Genomic DNA, 26,383 nt, shown 5'->3' on the forward strand with positions numbered 1-26,383 from the left:
AAGAGCCATGGAAAAATATCCATGGCTCTTTTACTACGTTAAATTCAAATTAACTTTTTAAATGTTGCAAACAAAAAATCCTTAACATTTTGTACGTTTTGTTTAGACGGGTCGTCGAACATTTGACTGAGGACGCCCATGACAGAATTAGTGATAAAAGAAACCATTAATTCGGGATAATCGGAGTCGTTTACGATTTTAATGATCATATCATTTTGCAGATTTTTTTCTTCTAAGCGAGAAGTGATCAGATCTTCAAAGATCCGCGTAAATTCAGGGAAAAATTTACTATAGCGGTTAGGGATCAGATGTCGGATCAAGTCTAAATTCCTGATCATAAACCGATCGATCTCAGATAAAGTATCGCGCTGTTTTTTATTAGCCTCACGACTTAAATCGTTAGCTAATTCCTCGAGCAGATTTTCGGCTAAATCAAATTTATCATTGAAGTAACGGTAAAAGGTGCTTCGATGGATCAGTGCTTGATCACAAATCTCATTAACGGTGATCTCAGTGAAGTTCTTAGATTCAAGCAGATCAAAAAGAGCAAGAATAATTTCTTTTCTGGTCCTTTTTTGTGTTTGTGACAGCATGGGTAACTCCTTGGTGGTACAAATATTGGGCATTCTATGCCATACGATAGAGATGAAAGCATAAGACGACTACAGATGAGTATAGAGCATAATTATTCGCTAGTCTATAAAAAACTACCTCAAACTAAATGGTAAATAGTTATTAAGGTGTTAATCCCTTGATCAAAAATTCCACCAAATGTTTTCGTGCCTGCTCAGTATCTTCCCAGTTTTTGTGAAAAATCACGAAATAATTTAGTACAAAACCTGCTAAGTTACTAGCTATGAAACTTAAAATAGCACTATTAGGCCAATTGACCATGCTATTTTTAGCTTTGAGCTCATCGAGTACACTAAAAAATTTTATAAGGTCTTGGTGCGAAAGAGCTTGAAGTATTTTTGCACGAACGACTGGCGTATATAAAGCTTCACTAATAAAGATCTTAAAGATCGACAAATTGTCGTTAATAAATTGGGAACGATCTTCAATCAACAAAGTAACAAAATCGCTAAGCTGAAGTTCTGACGAATGAAACATTTTGTTTGTCAAAGTATTTATTTCAGATGGAAGGATCGTACTCGTTAATGGGTCAAGAATTGTCAGTAAAAGGTGCTCCTTATTTTGAAAACGGCGGAAGATACTGCCTTCCGAAACTCCAGCTTGGCGGGCTATTTCTCCAGTACTGGTGTTGGCGTACCCTTTTTGAGCAAAAAGATCAATTGCTGCATCTACTACTGCGGCTTGTTTTTTAGTCAAACTTTTTTTAACATCTGTTTTAACATTAGTATTATTTTGATTCGTCAACATTTTATCTCGCCTCTTTTATGAAATAGTCAAATTTGACCAAATTGGTTTTAAAAGTTTCTTTTTTAAAATGCAGTTATAGAACTAATAATTTATTTTACCATTTTAAATCAAATAAAAGGAGCCTACTTTAACATATAGTAGCAGACTCCTTTTTGGCTATTTAGTTGTTCACATGAACTTCTGGCTGGTCAATTATGCCGTTTGATTATGGTTCGACCCACTAGTGCTGTAACCATAATAAAATTGAAGGATGGCTACCACGATGTTTGCGATATTGACTGCTAACAGCCAGCCTGTCAACCCTGCGACAGATGCTGCACCGAAGTATACCCACCAACCCCAAATTAATGCAATCACATTGATCCAGGCAAAGGTTTTCTGATAGTTTTCTTGGTCACGAACAAACCACATCCAAATTACGTTTACTACGAACCAGACTGCTAAGATCCAAAATGTCCAAGTATATAACATAATTACTTCCTTCTTAGGAATGGCGACTTTAGCTTGTTGAATTATAGTGAGAACTTACTATCTATCTACAATTTTATTATAACGTCTCTCGTTGAATTGTCAAACGATTGTGCTTTTTGAGCGAAGAATACTTCAGGAATAAACTTAACGATCGTTGATATGAAAGCTTTCCTAGTAAATTTACGTTTAAAATTGAAAGTAGTTCACTTAAAATTAAAAATGATTCGTGTGACATTTTAGATAATAAAGTTATTATTATTCTAAGATGTTTTTAATTTTATTGATCTGAAAGGTGTAAAGGTTTAGCCAATTAGTTCTTCAAGACTTTAAAAACTAGCTGATTTTGTCTGCGTCAGTTGAGCCAGCAGGATCAAAACTGAACTACAGAAATAAGTATTATATTGATTACTTTTCCGGCTTGTTTCACTCTGTTTTTATAGTCGAGTTCCGCAAGCCAAGCCTTTCTGCTTATCCACGCCAGGCACTGCACCGCCGAAAAACGCGCTGTAGTGTCAGGCTCCGATAATGCTCGAGGCTTAACCGGCTTGTTTCACTCTGTTTTTATAGTCGAGCTGCGAAACTCAGACAACTCCGCTTATCCAACTTAGGCCTCACAGTGCCAAGACCGCACTATAAGGCCTAAGTCCGATAATGCTCATTGTCTCCCGAGTTTCTCCGCTCTGTTTTTAGGAGGTCCTATATATGCATTTTTCTAAACATAAAATTGTTGCAGTTACAACTCTTTGTCTGTGTTCTTTGCTAGCAGCCTGTGGGTCAGATGGCAAGGACGGCAAGGATGATAAGCAAGTTTTAAATTGGAACCAGAAAACCGAATTGCCTACCATTGACCCTTCGTTAGCTACGGATGGATCAAGTTTTGACATGTTGAATAATAGTATGGATGGTCTTTATCGCTTAGGGAAAAAGTCGAAGATCACTCCAGGATTGGCAAAATCGTCCAAGGTTTCAAATAATGGTTTGAAATATACTTTTCAACTTAGAAAGGGGGCCAAGTGGAGTAATGGGGATACTGTAACTGCCCAAGATTTTGTTTATGGTTGGCGACGAACGGTTGATCCTAAAACAAATTCCAGCTATGCCTATTTGTTCGATGGGATCAAAAATGCAATGGATGTTGCAAATGATAAGAAACCTGTTAAGTCACTTGGGATCAAAGCCACAGGAAAATACAAACTTGAAGTGACTTTGGATAAACAGATCCCTTATTTTAAACTTTTGATGGGATTTCCCGTATTTTTCCCACAAAATGAAAATGCCGTACAAAAATATGGCAACAAATATGGTACTGCTTCAAAATATATGGTCTATAATGGTCCATTCAAAATGTCTGGTTGGACAGGTACAAATTTAAACTGGAAATTGGTCAAAAATCCAACATATTGGGATAAAAAAGCCGTCAAACTTTCACAGATCAATTTTAAGGTCAATAAAAGCACGACGACATCTTATAACCTCTATCAATCTCATAAGTTGGATGAGACAGAATTAAGTGCTGAGCAGTCTAAAGCATTAAACAAAAAGGAAGGCTATCGTGTCTTACCTTCTGCCACAACATATTATTTAGGATTCAATAAAGAAAATCATAGCGGGCTGGAAAATAAAAAAATCCGTCAAGCGATCTCTTATTCGATCGACCGCAAACAATTTGTTAATAAAGTTTTGGGGAATACAGGTATGGTTTCTAAAGGAATCGTCAGTTCTAAGTTAGCTAGTTACCAGGGAAAAGATTTTGCAGATGCCGCTCAAACAACTGCAGGTGTTACTTATGACAAAGCAAAGGCTAAAAGGTTGTTAAAAGAAGGGCTGAATGAGATCGGTAAGAGTGAGTTAAAATTAAACTTATTGACAGATGATACAGATGCAAATAAGAAAAATGTTGAATTTCTCCAAAGTCAGATCGAGGAGCATCTTGACGGAAAAGTGAAGATCTCGACAACGAGTGTACCTTTTAAAACTAGACTTTCACGTTCGACCGCTGGTGATTATGATTTAGTCTTACAATATTGGGGTGCTGATTTTGCCGATCCGATCACTTTCTTACAGATTTTTTCCGGAGATAATCCAACGAAAACTGGTGGGTGGAAAGATCCAGCTTTTGATAAGCTGATCAAAGATTCGATGACGATCCACTCGATGGATAAGGGCAAACGTTGGAATGATATGGTTCAGGCTTCGAAAATAATAAGCGAGCAGCAAGTTATAGCACCACTTTATCAGGAAAAAACTCCTGCAATGATCGATCCGAAAGTCAAAGGTTTGATCATGAATACTGCCGGTGTGTCTAATAACTGGAAATACACTTATATCAGCGAATAAAACAGGCAGTTCTTTCTTTCAATTTGTTATGTTAAGATATGCTTATTTAAAAAGAGAACATTTTGGAGGGAATTTAAATGGGTTTGGACAAGGCTTTTTTGGATCAGATCAGTGACACTAAGCCAGGGAAGAATAATTTGATCACCGATGTACCTGGTGTGACAGTGGGCCACCAGACGATCATAACTGACCGCTTAAAGACAGGGGTCACTGCCATAATCCCGACACCGGATAATATATTTGAGCACAAACTTGCCGCTGCTGGTCACGTGATCAATGGTTTTGGTAAGAGTACGGGATTGACCCAAGTTGATGAACTCGGGACGCTCGAAACGCCGATCGTGTTAACCAATACCTTATCGGTTGGAGTGGGATACAATTATTTGGTGAAAAAAGCTTTAAGTGAAAACCCGGAGATCGGTTTATCAACAGGAACGGTTGACCCGCTTGTGATGGAATGCAACGACGGGGCGGTCAATAATATTCGTGATCTTGGAGTAACTGAAAATGATGTTGCGCAAGCATTTTCTAATAGCGGGCAACAGTTTGAAGAAGGTTGTGTTGGCGGTGGAACTGGTATGTGCTGTTATGATCTTAAGGGTGGGATCGGCTCCGCTTCTCGTCAGATAGAAATAGACGGTCAGGCTTTCACAATGGGGGTGTTAGTCATGTCAAATTACGGCTCTGTTTCTGACTTGGATATCTATGATCACCAAGTTGGACATAAGATCAGTCAGCTTCCAGAGTATCACAAGCGTGATGAGGACGGCAGTATTATTACGGTCATTGCGACAGATATCCCGTTTGATCCGAGACAATTGAAACGGATCGCCAAACGCTCTAGTGTGGGGATCACCCGTACAGGTTCTTTTATTGGCAATGATTCTGGTGAGATCACTTTAGCTTTTTCGACTGCTAATAAAATCGAACATTCACCTAAAAGCCAATTATCCACACAGCAGGCCATCTCTGATGATCAAATGGATCGTTACTTCAGGATGACGGTTTCAGTGGTTGAAGAAGCAATTTTAAGTTCTTTGGTCCATGCCAAGACAACTATCGATCGTAAGGGTCAACAGCGTTTAAGTTTGTCAGCTGCACTGGCAAAGGTGCGTGATCAAGCAGATGAAAATACTAATGATGTGGCTGAATTACGATCAATGTTGGGGTTGGCATAGGCAAAATAATAAGGTCCGCTGTTTTTAAATAGACAGCGGGCCTTACATGCTTATTTAAGTGGCCAAAAAATGAGATGGCTTTTCAAATTGATCTCGAAGTTGAGTGATCTTTTCAAAATCATCTGTAATGATCCCTGTTATCCCATGACTTAACAGAAGTTTAGCTTTACGTTCATCATTGACAGTCCAGACTCTTTGAGGAAAACCGGCTGATTGATAGTGTTTTAAATGCAAACCGCTCAATCCCTCTTTTTTGATCGTTTTTTCAGGGTGGAAGATCCGATGAGATGAGAGAAAGTTATAATTTTGATGAGGGTCGATCTTACGGCAGTTTCGTAAAGTTTGTAAGTCAAAAGAGGAGTAGATCATTGGATGGACTAGATCTGTATTGTTTACCATCTGTAAAACTATTTCCTCTATCTTGGGATAATGGATCTTATTGGTTTTAAGTTCTAAATTTGCATAAACGTCTTTATTAGATAACAAGTTAAGGACCTCTGCTAGAGTGGGGATCGGTTCTCCATTAGTGAGGTGAAAATTACGCAATTGTCTAAATGTATAGTTATGAACACGGCCCTTCCCATTCGTTGTTCTGTCCAGTGTTTCGTCATGGATCACTACGGGGATCTGATCTTTGGATAAGTGGACGTCAAATTCGAGTCCGTCGATGTGATGTGCTAACGCATATTTAAACCCAGCTAAGGAATTTTCTGGGAAAACAGTGGGAGCACCACGGTGTCCAAAAACCAGGGTATGGTCAGTCATTTTAGCTCTCCTTTTAGAATAGTATTTGGTAACTTTATTGTACTTGGTTATTGTAATGCTCGAGTGATAAGATCGTAACGAATATGTCAAGATAGATAAGGCCCTCTCACTCAATAAGAGCACATTCTAACACAGCCTTTTGTAGAATTAAACTCATTAGTTTGACATAAAATAGTCTGCTTTCAATGGCATTTTATGGGGAGCAGCTGATTGAAATATCTGCCGGTAGATTATAGTTGATTTGGCTCTTGATAGCTGATTTTTTTAGTTAAAAATGGTAAATTTATATTATGCAAATTTAAAAGGATCTTTTTGAGAGAGTCAAAAACAGAGAGGAGTTTACAATGTTAGACCTCAAACATATCAAAAAATATTATACAGTGGGTGATACCACCACCAAAGCTTTAGATGATGTTTCATTATCTTTTCGTGAAAAAGAGTTTGTTTCTGTTTTGGGTACGAGTGGTTCTGGAAAAACAACTATGTTAAATGTGATCGGTGGACTAGACCGTTATGATTCTGGGGACCTAGTGATCAACGGTCAATCGACAAAAACGTTTAAAGATGCTGACTGGGATGCCTACCGTAATAATTCGATCGGTTTTATTTTCCAAGACTATAACATCATTACTCATTTGAGCATTATTGATAATGTCACGATGGGTATGACATTAAGTGGTGTTTCTAATGAAGAAAAACTCAAGAAAGCGAAAGAATCACTTGAGCGTGTGGGCTTGAAAAAGCATATGAATAAGAAGCCGGCTCAGTTATCTGGCGGACAAATGCAGCGAGTGGCGATCGCACGAGCTTTAGCTAATGATCCTGAGATCTTGTTAGCTGACGAACCCACTGGGGCTTTAGATACACAAACAAGCCATGAGATCATGGACCTGATCAAAGAACTAGCTAAAGATAGGTTGGTTATCATGGTCACACATAACCCAGACATCGCTGAGGAATATTCAGACCGGATCGTTAAATTTAATGATGGCCAAGTCCTTGATGACTCGGATCCGTACCAAAGTGGAGAGGTCAATAATGATTTTGAACTTAAGCGGACTAAGATGAGTTTTTGGACGGCGCTCAAACTATCTTTTACAAACATAAAAACAAAAAAAGGCCGGACATTTTTAACAATGTTTGCTTCGAGTATCGGTATCATCGGTATCGGTATTGTTTTGGCTTTGTCCAATGGTTTTCAAAAACAGATCGATAGCACGCAAGCGGAGACTTTGTCACAATTTCCGGTCACTATCTCCCGTGTTGGTTTGGATTCGCAAGCAGCTGCGAAAAACTCACAGTCTAACGGCAAAAATAATTTTGCAAGTGGTCAAACGGTTACTGCTAAAAGAAGCACAGCAGAATCAGCCCAACATGTAAATAAAATTGATGATAAGTATGTCGATTACGTCAAGGACATAAAAAAATCAGCGGCTAAAGACATTGCCTATAACTATACAACAGGCTTCAACTTGATCCGCCAAGTCAATGACAAATATCAGTCGGTAACTTTTTCCAATATGGATGAGTCCCAGACACAAGAAGGGGCTGGCAATGACGCCTCTTCTTCAGTCGGAGTAGGCGGAGCAGTTTATCCAACTGATCGTGATGGCAAAATGAGCTTTTTAAAACAAAATTACAAGGCTTTAGCGGGAAAATATCCGACTAAGAAAACAGATATCGTTTTGATTGCCGACCAGCATAATAATGTGAATATCAATGCTTTGAAGAACCTTGGTTTTGATGTTAAAAATAACCAAAACCTAAAAACATCTGATTTGATCGGTACTAAGGTCAAATTAGTGGCCAATGATGATTTCTACAAGAAATTGCCAACTGGGACGTTTGTTCCAGGAAAAGATTATAGTCAAATGGCAGCTTCATCTAAGACTAAAACTTTGACCGTTACGGGTATCTTACGAACTAAGTCTAAGAATTCCGATGGTCTTTTGGCAAATGGTGTAGCGTATAATGATCGTTTAACTAAAGATGTTGTTGATCAGAATAAGGATTCCGCAGTTGCAAATGCGCAACGTGCTAGCAAACAAAATGTTTTGACCGGACAGTCGATCAAAGATGCAAACCGACCTGATCTGATGACTTATCTAGGTGCTGCCAGTGTTCCAAGTACTATTCAGATCTATCCTAACAGCTTTGACAAAAAAGATCGTGTGACGGATTATTTGGATAAATATAACAATGGCAAATCAAACGAGAACAAAGTCGTATATAATGACCTTGCCGGAAACATTAGTTCGCTAACGGGTGGATTGATGGACGCGATCACTTATGTTTTAGTAGGTTTTGCAGCGATCTCCCTGGTTACCTCGATGATCATGATCGCGATCATTACGTATACTTCCGTTTTGGAACGGACTAAAGAGATCGGAGTTTTAAAAGCACTCGGGGCTCGTAAAAAAGATATTACCCGTGTTTTTGATGCAGAAACTACGATCTTAGGACTTGGTTCTGGTATTTTAGGAGTTGTCATTGCTTGGTTATTGACTTTCCCAGCCAATATTCTTTTGGAAAAAGTTACTGATTTAAGCAACGTAGCACAATTGAATCCATGGCACGCAGTTTTGTTGGTGATCATCAGCACGATCCTAACTGTCTTAGGTGGACACGTTCCCGCAAGAATGGGCTCTAAGAAGGATGCTGCGATAGCTTTGAGATCTGAATAAGGTAGTAAGTATTATAAATAAAGTCGTGTGGTTAGCACTTAACTGTGTGCCACACAGATACATAGAGTTAGATAGAAATGTAGGGAGACAAGATGGCAGAAAATAGGCTTAAACATAGTATTAGTACCGTAGGATTGATCGCGCTCGGTTCAGGTGGAGTGATCGGAAGTAGTTGGATCTATACCAATAGTCAGTTTTTTGGGCAATATGGTGCAGGTGGAGAAATTTTTGGTTTGTTGGCCGCCGCAGTCTTGGCAGTTTTTGTTTCTTTATCATTTGCGGAATTATCGACGATCTATCCTAAAGCTGGTGGGGAAGTTGTGTATGGCTACGAAGCCTTTGGTAAAAAAGGCGGCTTATTTGCTGGCTGGGCCCTATTGGGTTCGTATTTAAGTGCTTTAGCGTTTTACGTCACAGCGTCTAGTTTTTTGCTTGCAGAGATCTTTCCTAAAATTGCGACGGACCCAGCGTATTCGTTTGCTGGAGCCAAGGTCCATTATAGTGAATTGATCTTGGGAGTTTTGATCACGCTCTTTATTTTTGCGATCAACTACTTGGGAGCACAATTGACCAGTAATGTCCAAATTGTTTTGTTTGCTCTGTTGATTATTTTGGGTTTGGCTTTAGTGGTCGTTGGTTTTTCTCAAGGGAAAGCCGGGAACTTTTCACCTTCCTTCTATCAGGGACAGCCTAAAATACCGGCAATTTTTCGGTTTATTTTGCCAGCCATGACTTTCCTAACAGGCTGGGAGTCGATCGGTGTAATGGCTGAAGAGGTTAAAACACCGGCACACAATATAGGTAGGATCGTCATTCTTTCGATTTTTATCGCTGCTGCTTATTATATTTTAGTTTTGTTATCGTCAGCCTGGGTCTTTCCGTGGAAAGAAACGGCGCAGATGCAAATGGGCTCGATCGATGCGTTTAAATCCGCCGGTTTTCCTAAATTAGGGACAGCAGCGTTTGTAATTGCTTTTCTTGGACTGGGGACTAGTTTCCTCTCTTTGTTTTCAGCAGCTCCACGGTTGATTTATTCATTAGCTGAAAAAGAGATCTTGCCAAAATACTTTGCCAAGATCCATCCTAAATACGGAACGCCTTCACGTGCCGTATGTCTGACACTTGTCTTGGTTCTTGGATTAGGCTGGATGGGCAAGGGAGCCTTGACTTACTTTTTGGATATTGGTGGTTTTTTAACAGCTCTGGCTTGGGGGCTCAATGCCTTTAATTTAGCGGCTATCCGTAAGAAATATCCAGAACTAAAAGGCGGTTTCCATAATAAACGCTTAACTTTACCGATCATCGGTGGTGTAGTCGCAATTGTGATCGCTTTGGCAACAGTTATTCCTGGAACTTCAGTGTCATTGGTTTGGCCATATGAGTACATCGTACTCGGAGTCTGGATCGTGATCGGTCTGGTAAGTTATTTTAGCAGCAAAGGTGAATAGCAATAATCAAAGCTTTACTGACAAGGAGATCAAATGGTGGTAAAGCTTGGTCCTTTATCAAGTGGTACTGATGAAATGAATTATTAAAAATAACTAGAAAAAGGGGCAACATTCATTGCAGTTCAGCATGAATGTTGCCCTTTTAAAAGATGAGTCTATTAAATTTTACTTTAGAATAATTTCAAATCATGTGTTGTATCAAATGACGGGTCATAAGGATTGTCACGTAATTCAAAGTGTTTGATGTCTTCGATGGTTTGTGTGCCGGCCAACTGCATAACTAGTTCCAATTCGGCTTGCAACTTCTCGAAGACTTGCTTAACACCTACACTACCACCTAGCGCCAAACCATAAATCACTGGTCGTCCCAACGCAACTACGTCGGCACCGGAAGCGATAGCTTTGAAGATATGTTGACCACAACGGATACCTGAGTCAAAGATAACTGGGACACGATGGTCAACCGCTTTTGCAACTTCTTGCAATGAGTCAAAGGCTGCTGGACCGCCATCTAATTGACGACCACCGTGGTTTGAGACCCAAATACCTGCGGCTCCAGCGGACAATGCACGATCGACATCAGATTTGCCTTGTGGTCCCTTAACATAAACTGGTAATCCAGAGTACTCAGCAATAAATTCGACATCTTTTGGAGAAAGTTTTTGCTTAGCTGATTTGTATACATAATCCATTGTTTTACCGACACTGTCTGGTAAATATTCTTGTACGATAGGTAATGCGACAGGAAATGTAAAACCGTTGCGAGCATCCGTTTCACGGTTGCCGCCGACCATCGCATCAGCAGTTAAGACGATCGCCTTTATTCCTTGTTCTTTTACTCGGTCTATAATATGACGGTTGACTCCGTTGTCTTTGCTGAAATAAAATTGGAACCATTGTGGACTGCCATTCAATGCCTGTGTTACTTCTGGTAAGTCAACTGAAGAATACGAGCTGACAGTATAGATCGAACCATAATCTGCCACCCCTTTGGCACTAGCGACCTCGCCTTGTTCATTGGCCAATTTATGTGCTGCAACTGGGGCCATGATCATTGGTGCAGTTAATTCTTCGCCAGCGAAAACAGTTTTTGTCTCGGGTTCTTCAACATCCATTAACGTATGTGGTACGATCAATTTATGGTTAAAAGAGCGAAAGTTTTCGTGTAGTGTAAATGTATCCCCAGCGCCACTGGCAATGTAACCAAAAGCACCCTTTGGTACCACCTTTTGTGCCATTCTTTCCAGGTCATCGGCATTGATAAAGTCTACAGGGCCTTGAGCGTTACTTGTTTTAAAATCCATTGTAAGATCCCCCTAAAGTATTGTATATTGATCCAACAGATTTTGTGAATATAGCCATAGCCTGCGAATACATGTCGAAATTGACAAATAATATGTAAGAATTACTTACTATCTTCAAATTATTTATGGATACATAGCAAAAAGTTCGTTGAACCAATTAAATTGAATTATCATTTTTAATCAACAGTATATATTATAAACGCATGGAGAAATCGTTTTCAATAGTTTCCGCGAAATTAATTGTGCAAAACTTAAAGTTTTTTGTTTGGTTAGATGCTTGATGTTGCTTATTAGATCGTAATTGAATAATTTAGTTAAAAAGTAGTTAGGGTGCGATATTCGTAATCTGTGGTATAGCACATGCATTAAAAATTAGCTATACTAGTAGAAAGAACGTTTAGTTCTAAGGGAGTGAGAGTTTGAAAGGTACTTATTTGAAATCAACATTTCGTGATATTCGCTTTTCCGTGGGCAGGTTTATTGCGATCATCTTGATTATTTTTATGGGTGTTTTATTATTTGTCGGAGTGAAAAGTGTCGGCCCTGATTTGACGGCAAGCGCTCAAAATAAAATTGAAGAAAATAATATGGCCGACCTGCAAATTACCTCTACGGGTGGTCTGACTAAGAGGGATCAAAAAGATGTTGAAAAAATTGCTAAAAGCAAAGTACAGCTTAGTAAGGGCTTCGATTACTTAGAGAAGAAAAAACAAAATAACCTAAAAGTTTATTCTTATTCCAAGTCTGACAAACAAAATAAGCTGGACGTAATTAAGGGACATTTGCCAAAACAAGCCAATCAAGTTGTGGTCGATAATAAACTGGCAAGTGATTATCCACTTGGTTCAAAGATCACATTGGATAACAACTCCTTAAAAAAGAAACAGTTTAAAGTAGTAGGCCTTGTGAATTCTCCATTGTATATCGCAAACGCAGAACGTGGTAATACGACTGTTGGGGATGGCCAAGCTAATGGATTTGTTTACGCTCCTTTAAAGACATTCTCGACAGATGTTTATTCACAGATGTATGTCTCTTTTGATGATCTACAAGGGAAAACATATTCTTCAGATAGCTATAAAAGCAAGTTAAATCAGCACACTAAAAAGTTGGATAAGGTTTTAGACAAACGAAAAGGGCAGCGGCAAACTGAGCTGCAAAATGAGGCAAGTAAGAAAAGCGCTCCGGCTAGAGAAAAACTGGCTGGCCAACAGCAAAAACTCACGCAAGCTAAACAGAAGCTAAGTGGCGGACAGGCACAGTTGGCAAAACAAGAACAGCAATTAAAACAGCAAGAGCAAAGTATGTCTGCTCAAATAGGCCAAGAACAGGCCGAACAGCAGTTAACTCAGCCCAAGCAGCAATTAGCTGCCTCAAAGAACAAACTGCAACAACAAGAACAACAACTACAACAGTCTCAAGAGAAAATAACAGCTGGCAAGGAGAAACTGCAAAAACAAACTAAGATCTCCAAACCGACCTACCTGACAGATAAGCGGACAGACTTACCAGGTTTTAATGACTATGCTAGCTTGTCTGACAGGATCGATGCGATCGCTAATATTTTCCCAGTCTTCTTCTTCTTTATCGCTATTTTGATCACTTTCACAACGATGACTAGAATGATCTCTGAAGACCGACGTCAAATCGGTACCTTACTTTCGTTAGGGTATAATAAAATAGAAATTTCTATGAAATATGTGCTTTATGCTCTGTTAACGGCAGTTATCGGTACAGTGTTGGGGGTATTGGTCGGCAGTAAGGCATTGCCGTTGGTAGTTTTTAAATTAACTTTCCCCATGTATATTTTCAAAGATTTGACGTCCAATTTTTATCCAGCGTTGATTTTAATGGCCAGTATAGCTGCATTAATAGCTACGCTTGGTTCGGTAATTTTGGTCTTGTTCCGCGATCTCCGTGAAAAACCGATGAATTTGTTAGTTGAAAAGGCGCCTAAAGCAGGTAAGCGGATCATAATGGAACGGATCACACCACTTTGGAAGAGATTGAATTTTACGCAGAAAGTTACTTTCCGTAATCTTTTTAGGTATAAGTCACGAATGATTTTGACGATTATTGGGATAGCAGGTTGTACCGGCTTAATGTTGGCTGGTTTTGGTTTGAACGACTCGATCCCAGCGCCAGGAACTAAGCAATTTAGCCAGATCGATCGTTATCAGGCAATGGTCACTTTAAAATCTACAAACAAAAATAAAGTAGAACAAGTGTTAAATGATGACAAGCAGGTAACTGGAAAATTGCCAGTCCGTATGGACCAGGTAACGTTTAGACAGAATGGATCTAGTAATCAGGATGCATCCTTGTATACTGTTAAAGATACTAAAAAGATGCCTAATTATATTTCGTTGAACGACCCAAATAATAAAAAGAGAGTAACTGTTCCTAAAGATGGTGCGGTCGTTAGCCAACGTTTGGCAAAGACTTATGATCTGAAGAAGGGCGATAAACTTCATTTTGAAGATGAAAAGGGCCATGAATATACGATCAAATTAGCCAAGATCGCTGAAAACTATGTGGGTCATAATGTTTATTTAAGCACTTCTTACTATCACAAAGCACTTGGTAAAAAGGCACAGTTAAATTCGTTTCTTGTAAATACTAAAAAGCAGAGCTCAAAACAGCGTGATCAATTAGCCAAAAAATTGTCTGATACTGGACAGGCTTTGAATACTAATTACACGAAGACTCAACGTTCAAAACTCGAAAAATCGGTCCAAGGAATGAATTCGATCGTAATAATATTCATTGTTTTGTCTGGGACACTGGCTTTTGTTGTATTGTATAACTTAACAAACATCAATATTTCTGAGCGGAAACGTGAACTAGCGACATTTAAGGTGCTAGGTTTCTTTGACAAGGAAGTCACGATGTTTATTGTCAGAGAGAATATAATTTTCACTATATTTGGTATTTTATTTGGCTTTGTGATCGGTTGGTTCTTAAATTGGTTTATCTTGGTATATGCTTCTAGCAATATGATGGTCTTCCCAGTCGTTATCAAATGGCCAGGATATGTTATCTCAGCCATCATGACTGTAATTTTCTCTTCTATTGTCATGTGGGTCACACATCGTAAATTGCAACAGATCGATATGATAAGTGCGTTAAACTCGAGTGAATAAGCTTCACTTTTAGTAATTTATATGAAAACATTCATTAGCTAATGTTTTTGAGAATGGGGATCCCCATGCATTTGCTAATAAAGATTAAAAAGCAATGTAGCTGCCACATTGCTTTTTTGCATACTAAATGGAACTGTTTGATTTGATAGTAAGGGAGGAATGGAGGCGCAAGTTAGACAAAGTAACTTCAGTAAACTGGTATGCAAAAGGCTGCTAATTAAATATCTCTAGCTTGAAATAATTCTACAGTAAAAATGCGTTATAGTTTGTTTTTCGCTATAGCGCATTTTTACTGACGAGATTACTTCGGAGATAAAAAGTACTCGTTTTTTTCTATTTGACATACTGATGACGAAATTCGGGAACAAAACTGTTTTCTAATCCAAGTCCTTCATGGAGATAATTAGCAAAGTCACCAAAAGTTTTTATAATCGTTTCGTTAGCACGATTTAGGTATTCTGGAGCAACGTTTAGTGCGATCTCTAATTGTTCTAAGTCTTCCGCCGTCATAGTACCTTTAAAATAAGCGAGGATCTTTTCGTTAGCTTGCTTACGCAGTTCATTAGTCTTTAAGTAGTCTGCCATTACCTGTTGGTCGCTAGCACCAGCAATTTTTAAGATCAATGCGGCAGCAAATCCGGTACGGTCTTTGCCAGCGAAGCAGTGAAACAAAAGTGGATCGTTATTTGTAATTAGATCAGTCAAGAACTTGGCATATCCAGTACGAGCCGACGCACTGGTTACCATTTGTTCATAAGTTGCCAGCATATTTTCGTGAGCATCCCCCGTTCCGTCTACCATTTCGTCCATTGAGGCTTGATTTGCTTTGGCAGTTTGCAGGATATCTAAATGTGTGAAGGTTACACTAGGGATTTTTGTATCCGGCATTTTTTGGACTTCTTCGTCACTTCTAAAATCATAGATCCTTTTGACTGAGCAAGAATTTTGCAAAAAATCAACCGTATTGGCAGGGATGTCAACGACTTGTCCGCTACGAAAGAAAACATTTGAAGCTAAGGTTCCTGTTGCTACCGGAATACCGCCGATATCTCTAAAATTAACTGGCTGAATTTGTGTCATGCTGATCTCCTCTTTCGAAATAATTATTGTTTATGCTAATAATTATATGGGTCTTGAGGTAATTTAGTAAATACGTTTTTCGAAATGTTTATACGTAAAAAAGCCAAGCCGCAGTTTGCCAACAGCTTGACTTCTAATATTCTAATAGTAAATTAGTTATTCATCACGTAGTTTTTCATTTGGATAAATGATAACTTTCAACGAATCACTTTTTGCATTTTTTGTTCGCTCAAACGCGTCCTTAGTATGATCTAGATCATAAAAGTCAGTCAATAAATTTTCTGCTTCATCCATATGGTCATGCAAAACTTGGATGGCCAGTGGATAAGTATTAGCATAACGAAAGACACCAAAGATTTGCGGCTCGTAAGTAGTCATGAACATGATGTCCAATGGAGCAGTATCATGAGAGGGCATCCCGACATATGCAATTTTTCCGCCACGACGTAAAGTCAAAAGAGCATCGCTTTCTGCCTGGTTATTTCCTGAAGCTTCGATCACATAGTCTGCTCCACGACCATCAGTTGCTTTTTTAACAGCCTCTTTGACATCTTCTTTAGTAACGTCAACTGTAATTTTAGCACCTAATTTTTTGGCGACCTCCAAACGGCTTGGTTCTGCGTCGCTGATAATGATTTTTTCTGCATTGAAAGCGCGCGCTGCTATGATCCCCATTAACCCTACAGGACCAGCACCGGAAATAAAGACGGTCGAACCAGGCTGAATGTCCATTAACTGAGAGGCATGGATCGAGACAGAAAAAGGTTCACTCAAAGAACCAATTTCGTATGACATATCATCAGGAATGTGGTAAACGAAATCTGCTGGCCAAGTAATGTATTGTGTTAAATCACCATCGACCGGTGGAGTTGCCATGAATTGTACGTTAGGGCATAAATTATAGCGGCCCGTACGACAGTACTCGCATTCTCCACAAGGAACGCCAGGCTCCAGAGCAACTCTGTCTCCTACTTTAAAATCTGTGACCTCATCGCCGACCGCAATGATCTGTCCGGAGCTTTCATGACCTAAAATAAGAGGGTCATTAACTACAAAGTCGCCTATTCTACCGGAATCATAAAAATGAACATCGGAACCGCAGATCCCGACAGCCATTACTTTGACCAAAACGTCTGTTGATTTCATCTTTTTGACCAGAGTTTCTTTGATCTGCATATCATAAACTTTATTTAAAACAGCACTTTTCGTGGAAGTTGGTAATTTTTCTGTATTTGCCATAAAAATCCTCCTAATGTGAAAGCACACGAAGCTTCCTAAAGTTTTGTAGCTCAATAACAAATCGATCATGTTTAATGACTACACAATAATAGTAACACGTTATTGACTGGCTTGTGCAATATTTTACTTGTGGATCGATCACCAGTAGCTAGTATGAGTGTGGTGCTTATTTTAGCTTGCGTTTGTTTTTGCGTGACCTTTCAGATAGAATTAGGATATGTAATGAGGTCATTTGAACGAAATAAAATGTTTCACGAATAATAGAGGTGTTTCCAAATGAAACCAGAGCTAACTATCACTAAAGATTTGATCACCATTGATACAAGATCTGCATTGAATGGGGAAGATGTTTTACATTTGACAAATGCTCATGCAATTGATGAGCGTACGGGGCAAGACTTAACGGCAAAGCTGTTAGTCAACATGGCCAATGTACAACTGGGTCAAGTTGGGATCTACGATGCAACTATTTCTATCTTAGATGAAAATGGCAGCTTACAACCGTTGCGCCAAATATCGATCAAGATCGTAGCGTCTAATAATGAACAAAATGGGTTTGCTCAACAAACAAGTCAACCGATGCAAACATCGCGACGCCAGGCAACTCCAGCAAATGAACAAGAACAGCCTGTTCAAAGGGATACTGAACAGGAAAAAACAGGCTCTAAAAAGCCACGTAAAAAGAAAAGACATTGGTTCAAGAGGATCATTTATGCCCTCTTGGCGATTTTGACAATTTACCTTGTTTGGACAGGGATCAGTTATTATCAGACACGACAACAAGTCGATGATCAGGGCAGACAGATAGGTGAATTACAAAGAAAAAATGATTCTTTGGGTGACCAGCTAGATACTGCCAATACACAGATCAAGGAACTACGTCGAAACTATAAGACTACTAAAAATGCTGTCAAAAATTATAAAAAAGATGAAGACGGCTACCGTCAACAATACCTCGCCCAAATGCAGCAAGTTTCACAAAGCTTAGCTTCATTAAAGCAGCAGCTGGATAGCCAGACGCAGCAAAATGGGATTATTTACAATATAATGAATGATCGCTTGGGTAACCTGCAAACTACCGTCAATCAAATGTTAAGCGCACGATCAGCGGATCAGGCGCAGGATGTATTAGATAATTATAAATGGTATAAATAAACGAGTCTTAAAGAAAACAGTGTAGCTTAACGGCTTTGCAGTAAATATTTTGCCTTGTATCCATGTCGAAATTAGACTATATTAGCGGTAATAATTGAAATTTATTTAGATAAATCAGCGCAGCAGAGTAGCTAGTGAGCGAATATTCAGAGAATCTGCGGTCGGTGAAAGTAGATATTTGCTAATAGTGAAAATGAACTTCAATTATTTTTTAACAGTTCAACGCTTGTTAAACGGTAGGAACTGTTATTTTCCCTGACTTGCACTAGTTGTGTAAGCTGTTGAGTCATTGTATGCAAATATGATGAAAAATTGGGTGGTAACACGAAGCATTCGTCCCTACATGAAGAAATTTGTGCGGGAATGGGTGTTTTTTGATTATAATGACAAATAATTTTAATGGAGAGGTGTCTTTGATGACAGCGAGAAAACATCAGTATTTTTATACGTACGATACAGTAGGGAGTTTTTTAAGGACCAATGATCTGAAAGATGCTTATGATCAGGCTGATAGTGGTCAGATAAGCCAGGACGAGTTCAAACAAATTCAGCACTCTGCAACAAAAGACTTGGTTCAAAAAGAAATTTCGCATGGTCTTCATGTTGTTTCAGACGGTGAATATAACCGTAAAAACTTTTTTATTGATTTTTTGGCAGGTTTAAAGGGTGTCAAAGTTATCCCTGACGGTTTCAAGCTGAATTTTAGTGGACAAGAATTGATCGCTGATGGTTTGCGGTTAGAAGGGAAACTGGAATATAATGCCGACCATCCTTTCTTTAGTGATCTTGAGTTCTTGCAAAGTATTATTCCAGCCGACGTCCAAGCGAAAGTTACTATTCCAGCCCCGACACCATTGTTGTTTACGGGTAACTTTGCGGTGATCGATAATTATAGTGATTTTTATGCAAGCCGGGAAGAGTATTTGTCTGATATTTTAAAAGTTTATCAGCAAACGATCGCACATTTTTATGAATTGGGGTTACGTTATATCCAACTTGATGACCCATGGTTATTAGGGGTGACATTGCCTATTGCTGGTTTACAAGGTGACGAAAACACTGAGCGTGTTGAAAAACTGGAAAAAGAAATCAGTAGTTTGATTCAAAAAATTATCGCTGCTGCACCTGATGATTTGATTTTTGCGACACATATTTGTCGGGGTAATTTTCACTCGGCCTCTTTAGGAGGAGGAACTTATGCTTCGATCACGAATGTGTTGCAAGAACTTCCGTATGATGCATTTTTTATGGAATATGATGATTTAAAGATCGATGGTGACTTTGAACCGTTGGCAAAGATCCATCGTGCTCAGCCGCAGGCGGTTTTCGTTTTGGGTTTAGTAACAACTAAATCTTCTCACATGGAATTGGAAAGAGAATTGCAACATCGTATTTTGCAAGCTGCGGATATCGTTCCATTAAGGAATTTAAGTCTGTCTCCACAGTGTGGTTTTGCATCTACTAAAGAAGGTAATGACCTAAACGAACAGCAACAATGGGACAAAATAGATTTGGTCGTTCAAACTGCCAGAGATACTTGGAAGACAGATGCATGTCGGTTTGGTCGATAATGCCTTAGCTAAAATTTTAATAATTTGAAAGCCAGCCGCTCCATCAAGCGGTTGTTTTTTGCTTTGCCTTCGCGGTAATACCATTGAAAGCAACAAGGATCGTCTTAGGATCGATAACATATAGTGAAAGACAGTAGTAAAATTTAACGGGTTGTCTTTTTTTTAACGCAATGATGTTTATTCGTGGTAAAATTAACAGTGGATAACGAAAAAGAACTTATATTTGGAGTGATCTAGTTGGCTAAATTTATCGATTATTATCATAAAATACCCGCGACGTTCGCCATCGTCAGTATGTTTGAATTTGTACTGTCGCTGGCGCTAATGATTTATTTGCCGCGGGAAATACCCATACGAATGACTTTAAACGCACTAAGTTTGTATGGACGACCAAAATTATTGGTCTTTATCTTCCCGGTACTTACGCTTTTGTTGTCATGGCTAGGTAATGATGAAAGGATCGGAAAAATTCAGTCACCGGTTAAAGCAATGACTTTCGGTGGTATATTGAGTTTGATTCAACTGATCTTGACTATCGAAGCAGTAGTTTTCTACTTCGCAGTCTTTAATGTAATATAAATGAATATTTTGTCGTGGTGACTTCTGCGTGAGGCAGAGGTCTTTTTTTATACAAGATGAAGTGAACCGGTTAAAAGTTGAGCACTAGCGGACTTTGACATCATATCGCCTTCTTGGCGATGTGGTGTTGAGTTGGCTAGGCGCAGACTTTTGGTTCACGTAACCGGACTAAAAATAAGAAGATGAAATGAGTGTATCAATCTTTTGCCTTGAGGAACTGTCCTAAATTCAGAGCGGAACATCCCGATACAAGCACGCCAGATATTTATGGGCGATGAGCCAATCGATACATTTGCTGCTTTTAGGAGCAAATTGAATTTACAAAGCAGAGAGGTTACGTTATAATATCAATGTGACATTAAAAAGATAAAGAGGGTGATGGCCGTGTCGATGAAAATGACAACCATTAGGTTTCCACAAGATGTATATGACAAATTAAAAGAACAAGCAGCTTCTAGGCATATCAGTATTAATCAAATGGTTGTCGAAAGTGTTCAGCAATTTATAGAAGACTCAGCCACAACGAGTTCGACAATGGAAAGTCGCTTGGTATTGAATCAAGTAGTCACTCCGGATAAAATTTTCGCGGATAGTGGGTTAGTTCTGGTCAATGGGATCTACTATCGTTACTTAACTAGTGACAACCAAACGATACAAGCGGATACTCCATACTTAGTAATTGAAGCAGTGGGAAATATTTTAACGATCAAGCCAATTCAGAAGTGAGGTAATCATATGCCATTTGGAATTAAAATCGTACCCCAAAATTGTCAGGGGTTAGTAGAATTGTTTGGAAAATATAAACATACAGTTGAATCAGGGATACATTTTTATATCCCCTTTATTCAGGGGATCAGAACAGTCAGCTTAGCAATGCAGCCGATCGAATTACCGCATTATTCGATCATTACGAAGGATAATGCTGAAGTATCGACTTCTGTTACATTAAACTATCATGTTACTGACTCAATGAAGTATGAATATAATAATACGGACTCAGTCGAATCAATGGCTCAATTGGTTCGTGGACACTTACGTGATATTATTGGGCGAATGGAATTGAATGATGCATTAGGTTCGACCGCTCGGATCAACGCTGATTTGGCTGCTGCGATCGGAGATCTGACTAATACTTATGGGATCAATGTTGACCGAATCAACATTGATGAATTGTTGCCTTCATCTGAGATCCAGCGCGCAATGGACAAACAATTAACAGCGGATCGTGAACGGATCGCGGCCATTGCACAGGCACAAGGGGAAGCCGAATCGATTCGCTTAACTAACGAAGCACAAAATAATGCTTTGATGGCGACTGCTAGTGCCAAAGCTCAAGCTACTAAAACACGTGCAGATGCTGAAAAGTACAGGATCTCTACTGTTCAAGCTGGGTTGAGCGATACTGATGATCGCTACTTTAAGAATCAGTCGATCGCGGCTTATAATCAATTGGCAAAATCTCGGGCAAACATGGTCGTCGTTCCTAATAATGACAGCAGCGACTTTGGGCAAACGGCGATTTTAGCACAGGCAGTGAAGGAAAAAAATAGTGTTGGCTTGCCTAAGAAGGTTGATCAAGAAGAGCAAAATGATCAAGTAAGCGATGACTAAAAACCTGTGAAAAGCAAGGAGGTTGACTAAATGTCAGTGCTCAGTATAATTTTTGTATTACTATTGATTTTTGCGATTTTTGGCATTGTGATTTGGTTGCTTCAAAAATTAGGAAAGTTATTTCAAAAGTGGAATGATGTATCTGGTATGCCAACTAATTTATCTCAAATGACCTCCAAAGATAAGTCTCGAGCCACTTCCAAAAAAACTGCAAAAAATTTAAATAGTGAAAATTTTGCTGGTAAAATGGTGAAGCGGCAAAACCGCAATAGCAAGCTGCGGCGCACTAAAATCGTCCCAGCCGAGAGTGACGAAAAGGGTGTGCAGTATAGTCCAGATGGTCCACTATTTCATACGAGACATTATCGTAGCTCGCATTTTACGGATGAGCTTGTTAGTGAGCCCAACAGTTATCGTGCAAGCGCTAAAACCTATGGTAATAAAAATTTTGATAATTACCACAGCACGAAACAAAAAGGAAAAAGCACCAAGCAAGCTGATAAGAAGTCTGATAAAAACCAGACGATGATGGATTCGATCGCAAATTCCTATGCAGAAAATATGAAATATTCCGCAGGGTATCAGCAGGCTATGAAGCGTAGTAAAAAATAGTAAAAAACTCTGGTTGCATGACATCACACTTTTAATGTGAGTCAGTACCAGAGTTTTTTACTATTCATTTTTGTTGTCTTCAAGTGGGACCAGTTTTGCCTTACCATAGTAATGTCTAGCCAGCTTATTTGTTGGTTTCAATGTATAAGACTTAGCGGATCTTTGGATCTCGAAGTTCTTAGTCGGAGCACGGTGTGAAACACCACTCTTTCCTCCCATGATGAGGTGAGTAGATCCATTTGGTTTCTTCTTTATCTTATAACCATATATCTTACAATCGTCGTTCTTAACGAATATTGCGTGTTTCCCGTCGAAACGGACTGTCGATGAGGCTGGGCGAGCGACTTTTTGTGCAGTAAATCCCCATTTTTGGCTTTCTAGGTCTTTTGAAATCGAAGTGCCGCAGCCCGTTAAATTGACTACCAACATTAACATAACAAAAAGTTTTAGATAAACCAATTTATCACATCCTTAATTTGATAGAGCTGTTTTGGCTTCTTTATTTAAATGCCAACGTTTATTGATCTCTAGTAAGATACTTGGGATGAAAATGCTAATTATGACCAGGGACCAAGCGGAAGCCGATAATGCTGTAAATCCAAATACCTCTCTGAGTCCAGGTACGGTGGCCAGTGAGACGACTACCAGCATAGTTAAGCCTAATCCGAGATTTAATGCGGTGTTGTTGGTAAATGTTTGGAGCGAAAGACGCTGACGTGATTTGATCACGTAAATATCTATCATCGAACCTAATGCCAAGACTAAGAACAGCATTGTCCGTGCGAAACGGATATTTGAGTTTGTAAGAACAAACATTCCAATACTAAAGATAACTAAAGTCAAGATGGTAAAGACAACGGCTCGGAAACCGACTCTTTGAGCTAATCCATCGGCAAAGATACTTGTGTTTCTGTTGACTGGCGCTTTTTCCATGTTGTTGCCTTCAGATGGTTCACGACAAATATAGAATCCAGGAATACCATCTGCTAAAACGTTGATCAATAGGAGCTCTTCTGCCAACAGTGGTGAGCCCCAGCCCATTGCAACGGCGAAGATCATCATAAATAGTTGAGCAAAGTTGACCCCGATCAAGAATTCAACAGCTTTAAGAATGTTTTGGTAGATCGTTCGTCCTTCTTCAATGGCCGCAACGATCGTTTCGAAGTTGTCATCAGTTAAGATCATGTCAGCAGACTGTTTAGAAACATCTGTCCCGGTGATTCCCATCGCGATCCCGACGTCAGCAGCCTTAATAGCCGGAGCATCATTGACTCCATCGCCTGTCATGGCAATAGTCGAACCGTTTGCTTGCCAGGCTTTGACGATCCTGATCTTATCTTCGGGTGAGACGCGGGCGTAGACTTTAATGTCGGAGATATTCTCACGCAAATCTTTGTCACTAAGGTCGTTTAAATGACTACCAGTCATAACCCGATCATTTTTATCTGCGATGCCCATTTGTACCGCAATTGCTTTAGCAGTTTCTGGATGGTCACCAGTGATCATTAGAGTAGTGACTCCTGCATTTTTGGCTTTTTTAATTGCGGAGATCGCAGCTGAACGCGGTGGGTCAATGATCCCGATCAGGCCGGCTAATTTAACGGGGATCTTTGTTGCGTCTAATGGTTCAGTTGGCTTTTCGTCTAGCAGAGTATAGCCAACAGACAAGACACGTAATGCTTGTCTGGCAAATTGTTTGTTAACACTTTGAACTTGTCTATTCTCGTCTTCAGATAATTGAACAGGAAGACGATCGATCGCTCCTTTAACGATCAAGAGATATTTACCATAAGGTGTTTTATGCAAGGTTGCCATTAACTTTTTCGTGGAGTCAAATGGGTCTTCATCCACACGCGGGTAATCTTTTTCTAGTTCGGCACGATTTGTTTTTGCATTTTGCATCCAGTGAATAATAGCTAATTCAGTTGAGTCTCCGATCTCTACTTTCTGACCGTCAACTTCTTTGATCTGTGCATCGGTAGCTAATCCCATAAATCTCATTAATTGAAATTCTTTGGAATCTTCAGAGATGTCAGTTGAAGTGTCGGTTGGCTCATTTTGAGGGACCCAGTATTTTGTGACGGTCATTTGGTTTTGGGTCAAAGTACCGGTTTTATCAGAAGCAATAACATCAATGCTGCCAACGGTTTCTACAGAATTGACACGGCGCATTATGGCATTTCTCTTTGACATTTTGATAACGCCGTAGGATAGGCTGATAGTTACGATGATCGGCAATGTCTCAGGAACGGCAGCAACGGCTAATGAAACACCCATGATCAGACCAGATGAAAGGTTAAATCCACGGAAGAAAAAGCCGATGATGAAAATCAAGACGCCGCCAACTAGTGCAACAGATGTTAATTTTTTAGAAAGAGAATCTAACTTTTCTTGAAGAGGAGTTTTTTTCTTTTCAGTTGCGTTTAATAGGTCCGCAATGGCACCTAATTCTGTGTCCATACCTATTGCAGTCACTACCATTAATGCGTTACCCGAAACGACCCCGGTCCCAGAAAAAACTTCATTAAACCTTTGGCTGATTTCTTTAGTAGGCTCTTGTGTAGCATTGGTTTTTTCGACTGGTTCACTTTCCCCAGTCAAAATTGATTCGTTTACTGTTAAGTTGTTTGCTGTTAGTAATCGGCCATCAGCCGGGACTTGGTCTCCGGCGCTTAAGACGACGATATCGCCGACGACCAGATCTTTTGATTCAACTGTTTGCCGGATGTTGTCTCGGATCACAGTCGATTCACGAACATTCATGTCTTTTAAAGCGGCCAGTGCTTTTTCAGCACTCTTTTCTTGATAAATACTGATAGAGACATTTAAGACTAGGATACCACCGATAATAAGTGGTTGGCTCCATTTTTCAGAGCCGGTAGCTGCAAGGTAAGTGGATAAAATAACTGCGAAAAGCAATACAAGTGAAGCAACATCTGATAAATGATACACGACCTGTTTAAAGATATTGTCTTTTTTGCCTTCTTGCAGCTCATTGTAGCCTTTTTCTTGGCGCTGTGTTACTTGGTTAGCGCTTAATCCTTTCTCGCTTGTTTGGTACTGAGCAAGTATTTGGTCGTTAGAGGAATTTTGCTTCGTCATAGGATCATCCTTTCAATTTAAATAGTTGTTAAAATTTAAACCTTTCGTAAAGCTGTTAAAGCAAGGTAACAAAACTTGCTGAGCAGTAATAGGATCGGCAAAGTCAATCAGCCATTTTCATAAATTGAAACGGAAATTAAATACGATGAGAGAAATGTACTTGATCAAGTGCAATTAGTGAGCAGATGCTCAATGGTTATCTCAAGTAAAAAATTATGATCTTGGAAACTTGAGAAAAATATAACAGAGTATAAGAGTTGAATTTTTACTGTAGTGACTCCCAAAATTTTATTTTGACATCCAGCCTGATAGGAAGGTAAAATATACAGATTAGTTATTGTACTATTAACTCATTCTTAACCGGATCGCGTAAAAAAGCACACAAAAAATTGCAGGTATCTCATCTATCATTGAGATAAATATCTGTAAAAATAACTCTGTTAGAAAAGTAAACATAGCAAGAATTTGGTTGTAATGTGTGAATATTTACTACAAATTAATAGAAGTGCTATGTGTTATAAGATTACATTGAGATTGATCAATAGAAGTTAAATTGGTGTGATTTAATTCTTTTAATGAAAATGTTGAATCATATAAATGTGATTGGTCATGCATTAAATGCAGTAATCAAATTAGAAATGAAATAATTTCAGAAATGATTTGCAAGTCGTCCAATACTTTGAACAGCTTAGTAGTTGAAAGATACTCAACTTTACATAATTAA

20 protein-coding genes are annotated in these 26,383 nt (G+C 39.1%); 11 read left to right on the top strand and 9 right to left on the bottom strand.

All coding sequences use genetic code 11. From position 1 onward, the window contains the following. Window positions 1-44: 44 nt before the first annotated feature. From AC3XNE_RS06050 to AC3XNE_RS06060, 3 genes are all read right to left on the bottom strand, one after another. Window positions 45-593 carry a TetR/AcrR family transcriptional regulator gene (locus AC3XNE_RS06050; RefSeq protein WP_489831215.1) on the bottom strand — a complete coding sequence of 183 codons (549 nt, stop codon included), beginning with the start codon at window positions 591-593 and terminating at the stop codon, window positions 45-47. Window positions 594-735: 142 nt separating this feature from the next. After that, window positions 736-1,380, bottom strand: a complete 645-nt coding sequence (locus AC3XNE_RS06055) for a TetR/AcrR family transcriptional regulator (RefSeq protein ID WP_489831216.1) — start codon at window positions 1,378-1,380, stop codon at window positions 736-738. Window positions 1,381-1,572: 192 nt separating this feature from the next. Further along, window positions 1,573-1,851, bottom strand: a complete 279-nt coding sequence (locus AC3XNE_RS06060) for a hypothetical protein (protein ID WP_489831217.1) — start codon at window positions 1,849-1,851, stop codon at window positions 1,573-1,575. Window positions 1,852-2,553: 702 nt separating this feature from the next. On the opposite strand from AC3XNE_RS06060, the gene AC3XNE_RS06065 reads away from it, so the two are divergent. Together AC3XNE_RS06065 and AC3XNE_RS06070 are read left to right on the top strand one after the other, a co-directional pair. Next, window positions 2,554-4,188: a peptide ABC transporter substrate-binding protein gene (locus tag AC3XNE_RS06065; RefSeq protein WP_489831218.1), complete on the top strand. Its 1,635-nt coding sequence runs from the start codon at window positions 2,554-2,556 to the stop codon at window positions 4,186-4,188. Between the two features lie 77 nt (window positions 4,189-4,265). Next, complete coding sequence (locus AC3XNE_RS06070; protein WP_489831219.1) at window positions 4,266-5,366, top strand: DmpA family aminopeptidase; 1,101 nt, start codon at window positions 4,266-4,268, stop codon at window positions 5,364-5,366. A gap of 54 nt (window positions 5,367-5,420) precedes the next feature. Here AC3XNE_RS06070 and AC3XNE_RS06075 read toward each other — a convergent pair whose 3' ends face one another. Beyond that, entirely contained in the window at window positions 5,421-6,131 is a 711-nt protein-coding gene (locus AC3XNE_RS06075; protein ID WP_489831220.1) for a glycerophosphodiester phosphodiesterase family protein, read from the bottom strand. A gap of 344 nt (window positions 6,132-6,475) precedes the next feature. Here AC3XNE_RS06075 and AC3XNE_RS06080 point away from each other — a divergent pair, with 344 nt between their 5' ends. Beyond that, entirely contained in the window at window positions 6,476-8,815 is a 2,340-nt protein-coding gene (locus AC3XNE_RS06080) for an ABC transporter ATP-binding protein/permease (RefSeq protein WP_489831221.1), read from the top strand. A 92-nt stretch (window positions 8,816-8,907) separates the two neighbouring features. Beyond that, window positions 8,908-10,263: an APC family permease gene (locus tag AC3XNE_RS06085; RefSeq protein WP_489831222.1), complete on the top strand. Its 1,356-nt coding sequence runs from the start codon at window positions 8,908-8,910 to the stop codon at window positions 10,261-10,263. A 170-nt stretch (window positions 10,264-10,433) separates the two neighbouring features. On the opposite strand, the gene lctO is transcribed toward AC3XNE_RS06085, so the two are convergent. Next, window positions 10,434-11,567 (bottom strand): L-lactate oxidase, encoded by a 1,134-nt coding sequence (lctO, locus tag AC3XNE_RS06090; RefSeq protein WP_489831223.1) that lies wholly within the window; start codon window positions 11,565-11,567, stop codon window positions 10,434-10,436. A 419-nt stretch (window positions 11,568-11,986) separates the two neighbouring features. Here lctO and AC3XNE_RS06095 point away from each other — a divergent pair, with 419 nt between their 5' ends. Continuing rightward, a complete protein-coding gene (locus AC3XNE_RS06095) occupies window positions 11,987-14,710 on the top strand; it encodes an ABC transporter permease (protein WP_489831224.1) in 2,724 nt (907 codons plus the stop codon). 333 nt (window positions 14,711-15,043) lie between these two features. On the opposite strand, the gene AC3XNE_RS06100 is transcribed toward AC3XNE_RS06095, so the two are convergent. Further along, the gene (locus AC3XNE_RS06100; RefSeq protein WP_489831225.1) at window positions 15,044-15,790 is read right to left on the bottom strand and encodes a tyrosine-protein phosphatase; all 747 of its coding nucleotides are present in this window, start codon (window positions 15,788-15,790) and stop codon (window positions 15,044-15,046) included. A gap of 156 nt (window positions 15,791-15,946) precedes the next feature. Then, a complete protein-coding gene (locus tag AC3XNE_RS06105) occupies window positions 15,947-17,029 on the bottom strand; it encodes an NAD(P)-dependent alcohol dehydrogenase (RefSeq protein ID WP_489831226.1) in 1,083 nt (360 codons plus the stop codon). 276 nt (window positions 17,030-17,305) lie between these two features. Here AC3XNE_RS06105 and AC3XNE_RS06110 point away from each other — a divergent pair, with 276 nt between their 5' ends. From AC3XNE_RS06110 to AC3XNE_RS06135, 6 genes are all read left to right on the top strand, one after another. Further along, window positions 17,306-18,184, top strand: a complete 879-nt coding sequence (locus AC3XNE_RS06110) for a hypothetical protein (protein WP_489831227.1) — start codon at window positions 17,306-17,308, stop codon at window positions 18,182-18,184. A gap of 416 nt (window positions 18,185-18,600) precedes the next feature. Then, the gene (locus tag AC3XNE_RS06115; protein ID WP_489831228.1) at window positions 18,601-19,755 is read left to right on the top strand and encodes a uroporphyrinogen decarboxylase/cobalamine-independent methonine synthase family protein; all 1,155 of its coding nucleotides are present in this window, start codon (window positions 18,601-18,603) and stop codon (window positions 19,753-19,755) included. A gap of 357 nt (window positions 19,756-20,112) precedes the next feature. Next, entirely contained in the window at window positions 20,113-20,334 is a 222-nt protein-coding gene (locus AC3XNE_RS06120) for a hypothetical protein (protein WP_489831229.1), read from the top strand. A 390-nt stretch (window positions 20,335-20,724) separates the two neighbouring features. Next, window positions 20,725-21,060, top strand: coding sequence for an Arc family DNA-binding protein (locus tag AC3XNE_RS06125; RefSeq protein ID WP_489833379.1), 336 nt, complete (start codon window positions 20,725-20,727; stop codon window positions 21,058-21,060). Between the two features lie 9 nt (window positions 21,061-21,069). Then, window positions 21,070-21,945 (top strand): SPFH domain-containing protein, encoded by an 876-nt coding sequence (locus tag AC3XNE_RS06130; protein ID WP_489831230.1) that lies wholly within the window; start codon window positions 21,070-21,072, stop codon window positions 21,943-21,945. Window positions 21,946-21,975: 30 nt separating this feature from the next. Continuing rightward, on the top strand, window positions 21,976-22,557 hold the full coding sequence (locus AC3XNE_RS06135) for a hypothetical protein (RefSeq protein ID WP_489831231.1): 582 nt from the start codon (window positions 21,976-21,978) through the stop codon (window positions 22,555-22,557). Between the two features lie 60 nt (window positions 22,558-22,617). On the opposite strand, the gene AC3XNE_RS06140 is transcribed toward AC3XNE_RS06135, so the two are convergent. After that, window positions 22,618-23,016 carry a hypothetical protein gene (locus AC3XNE_RS06140; protein ID WP_489831232.1) on the bottom strand — a complete coding sequence of 133 codons (399 nt, stop codon included), beginning with the start codon at window positions 23,014-23,016 and terminating at the stop codon, window positions 22,618-22,620. A gap of 12 nt (window positions 23,017-23,028) precedes the next feature. After that, window positions 23,029-25,659 (bottom strand): cation-translocating P-type ATPase, encoded by a 2,631-nt coding sequence (locus tag AC3XNE_RS06145; RefSeq protein ID WP_489831233.1) that lies wholly within the window; start codon window positions 25,657-25,659, stop codon window positions 23,029-23,031. Window positions 25,660-26,383 lie beyond the last annotated feature (724 nt).

Source organism: Ligilactobacillus sp. JN-6 (Y).1 (assembly GCF_058111525.1).

What these genes read in the sequence shown, in the direction of transcription:
- AC3XNE_RS06050 (WP_489831215.1), bottom strand. Translation starts at nt 593, where the DNA reads ATGCTGTCACAAACACAAAAAAGGACCAGAAAAGAAATTATTCTTGCT.
- AC3XNE_RS06055 (WP_489831216.1), bottom strand. Translation starts at nt 1,380, where the DNA reads ATGTTGACGAATCAAAATAATACTAATGTTAAAACAGATGTTAAAAAA.
- AC3XNE_RS06060 (WP_489831217.1), bottom strand. Translation starts at nt 1,851, where the DNA reads ATGTTATATACTTGGACATTTTGGATCTTAGCAGTCTGGTTCGTAGTA.
- AC3XNE_RS06065 (WP_489831218.1), top strand. Translation starts at nt 2,554, where the DNA reads ATGCATTTTTCTAAACATAAAATTGTTGCAGTTACAACTCTTTGTCTG.
- AC3XNE_RS06070 (WP_489831219.1), top strand. Translation starts at nt 4,266, where the DNA reads ATGGGTTTGGACAAGGCTTTTTTGGATCAGATCAGTGACACTAAGCCA.
- AC3XNE_RS06075 (WP_489831220.1), bottom strand. Translation starts at nt 6,131, where the DNA reads ATGACTGACCATACCCTGGTTTTTGGACACCGTGGTGCTCCCACTGTT.
- AC3XNE_RS06080 (WP_489831221.1), top strand. Translation starts at nt 6,476, where the DNA reads ATGTTAGACCTCAAACATATCAAAAAATATTATACAGTGGGTGATACC.
- AC3XNE_RS06085 (WP_489831222.1), top strand. Translation starts at nt 8,908, where the DNA reads ATGGCAGAAAATAGGCTTAAACATAGTATTAGTACCGTAGGATTGATC.
- lctO (WP_489831223.1), bottom strand. Translation starts at nt 11,567, where the DNA reads ATGGATTTTAAAACAAGTAACGCTCAAGGCCCTGTAGACTTTATCAAT.
- AC3XNE_RS06100 (WP_489831225.1), bottom strand. Translation starts at nt 15,790, where the DNA reads ATGACACAAATTCAGCCAGTTAATTTTAGAGATATCGGCGGTATTCCG.
- AC3XNE_RS06105 (WP_489831226.1), bottom strand. Translation starts at nt 17,029, where the DNA reads ATGGCAAATACAGAAAAATTACCAACTTCCACGAAAAGTGCTGTTTTA.
- AC3XNE_RS06110 (WP_489831227.1), top strand. Translation starts at nt 17,306, where the DNA reads ATGAAACCAGAGCTAACTATCACTAAAGATTTGATCACCATTGATACA.
- AC3XNE_RS06115 (WP_489831228.1), top strand. Translation starts at nt 18,601, where the DNA reads ATGACAGCGAGAAAACATCAGTATTTTTATACGTACGATACAGTAGGG.
- AC3XNE_RS06120 (WP_489831229.1), top strand. Translation starts at nt 20,113, where the DNA reads ATGACTTTAAACGCACTAAGTTTGTATGGACGACCAAAATTATTGGTC.
- AC3XNE_RS06125 (WP_489833379.1), top strand. Translation starts at nt 20,725, where the DNA reads ATGAAAATGACAACCATTAGGTTTCCACAAGATGTATATGACAAATTA.
- AC3XNE_RS06130 (WP_489831230.1), top strand. Translation starts at nt 21,070, where the DNA reads ATGCCATTTGGAATTAAAATCGTACCCCAAAATTGTCAGGGGTTAGTA.
- AC3XNE_RS06135 (WP_489831231.1), top strand. Translation starts at nt 21,976, where the DNA reads ATGTCAGTGCTCAGTATAATTTTTGTATTACTATTGATTTTTGCGATT.
- AC3XNE_RS06145 (WP_489831233.1), bottom strand. Translation starts at nt 25,659, where the DNA reads ATGACGAAGCAAAATTCCTCTAACGACCAAATACTTGCTCAGTACCAA.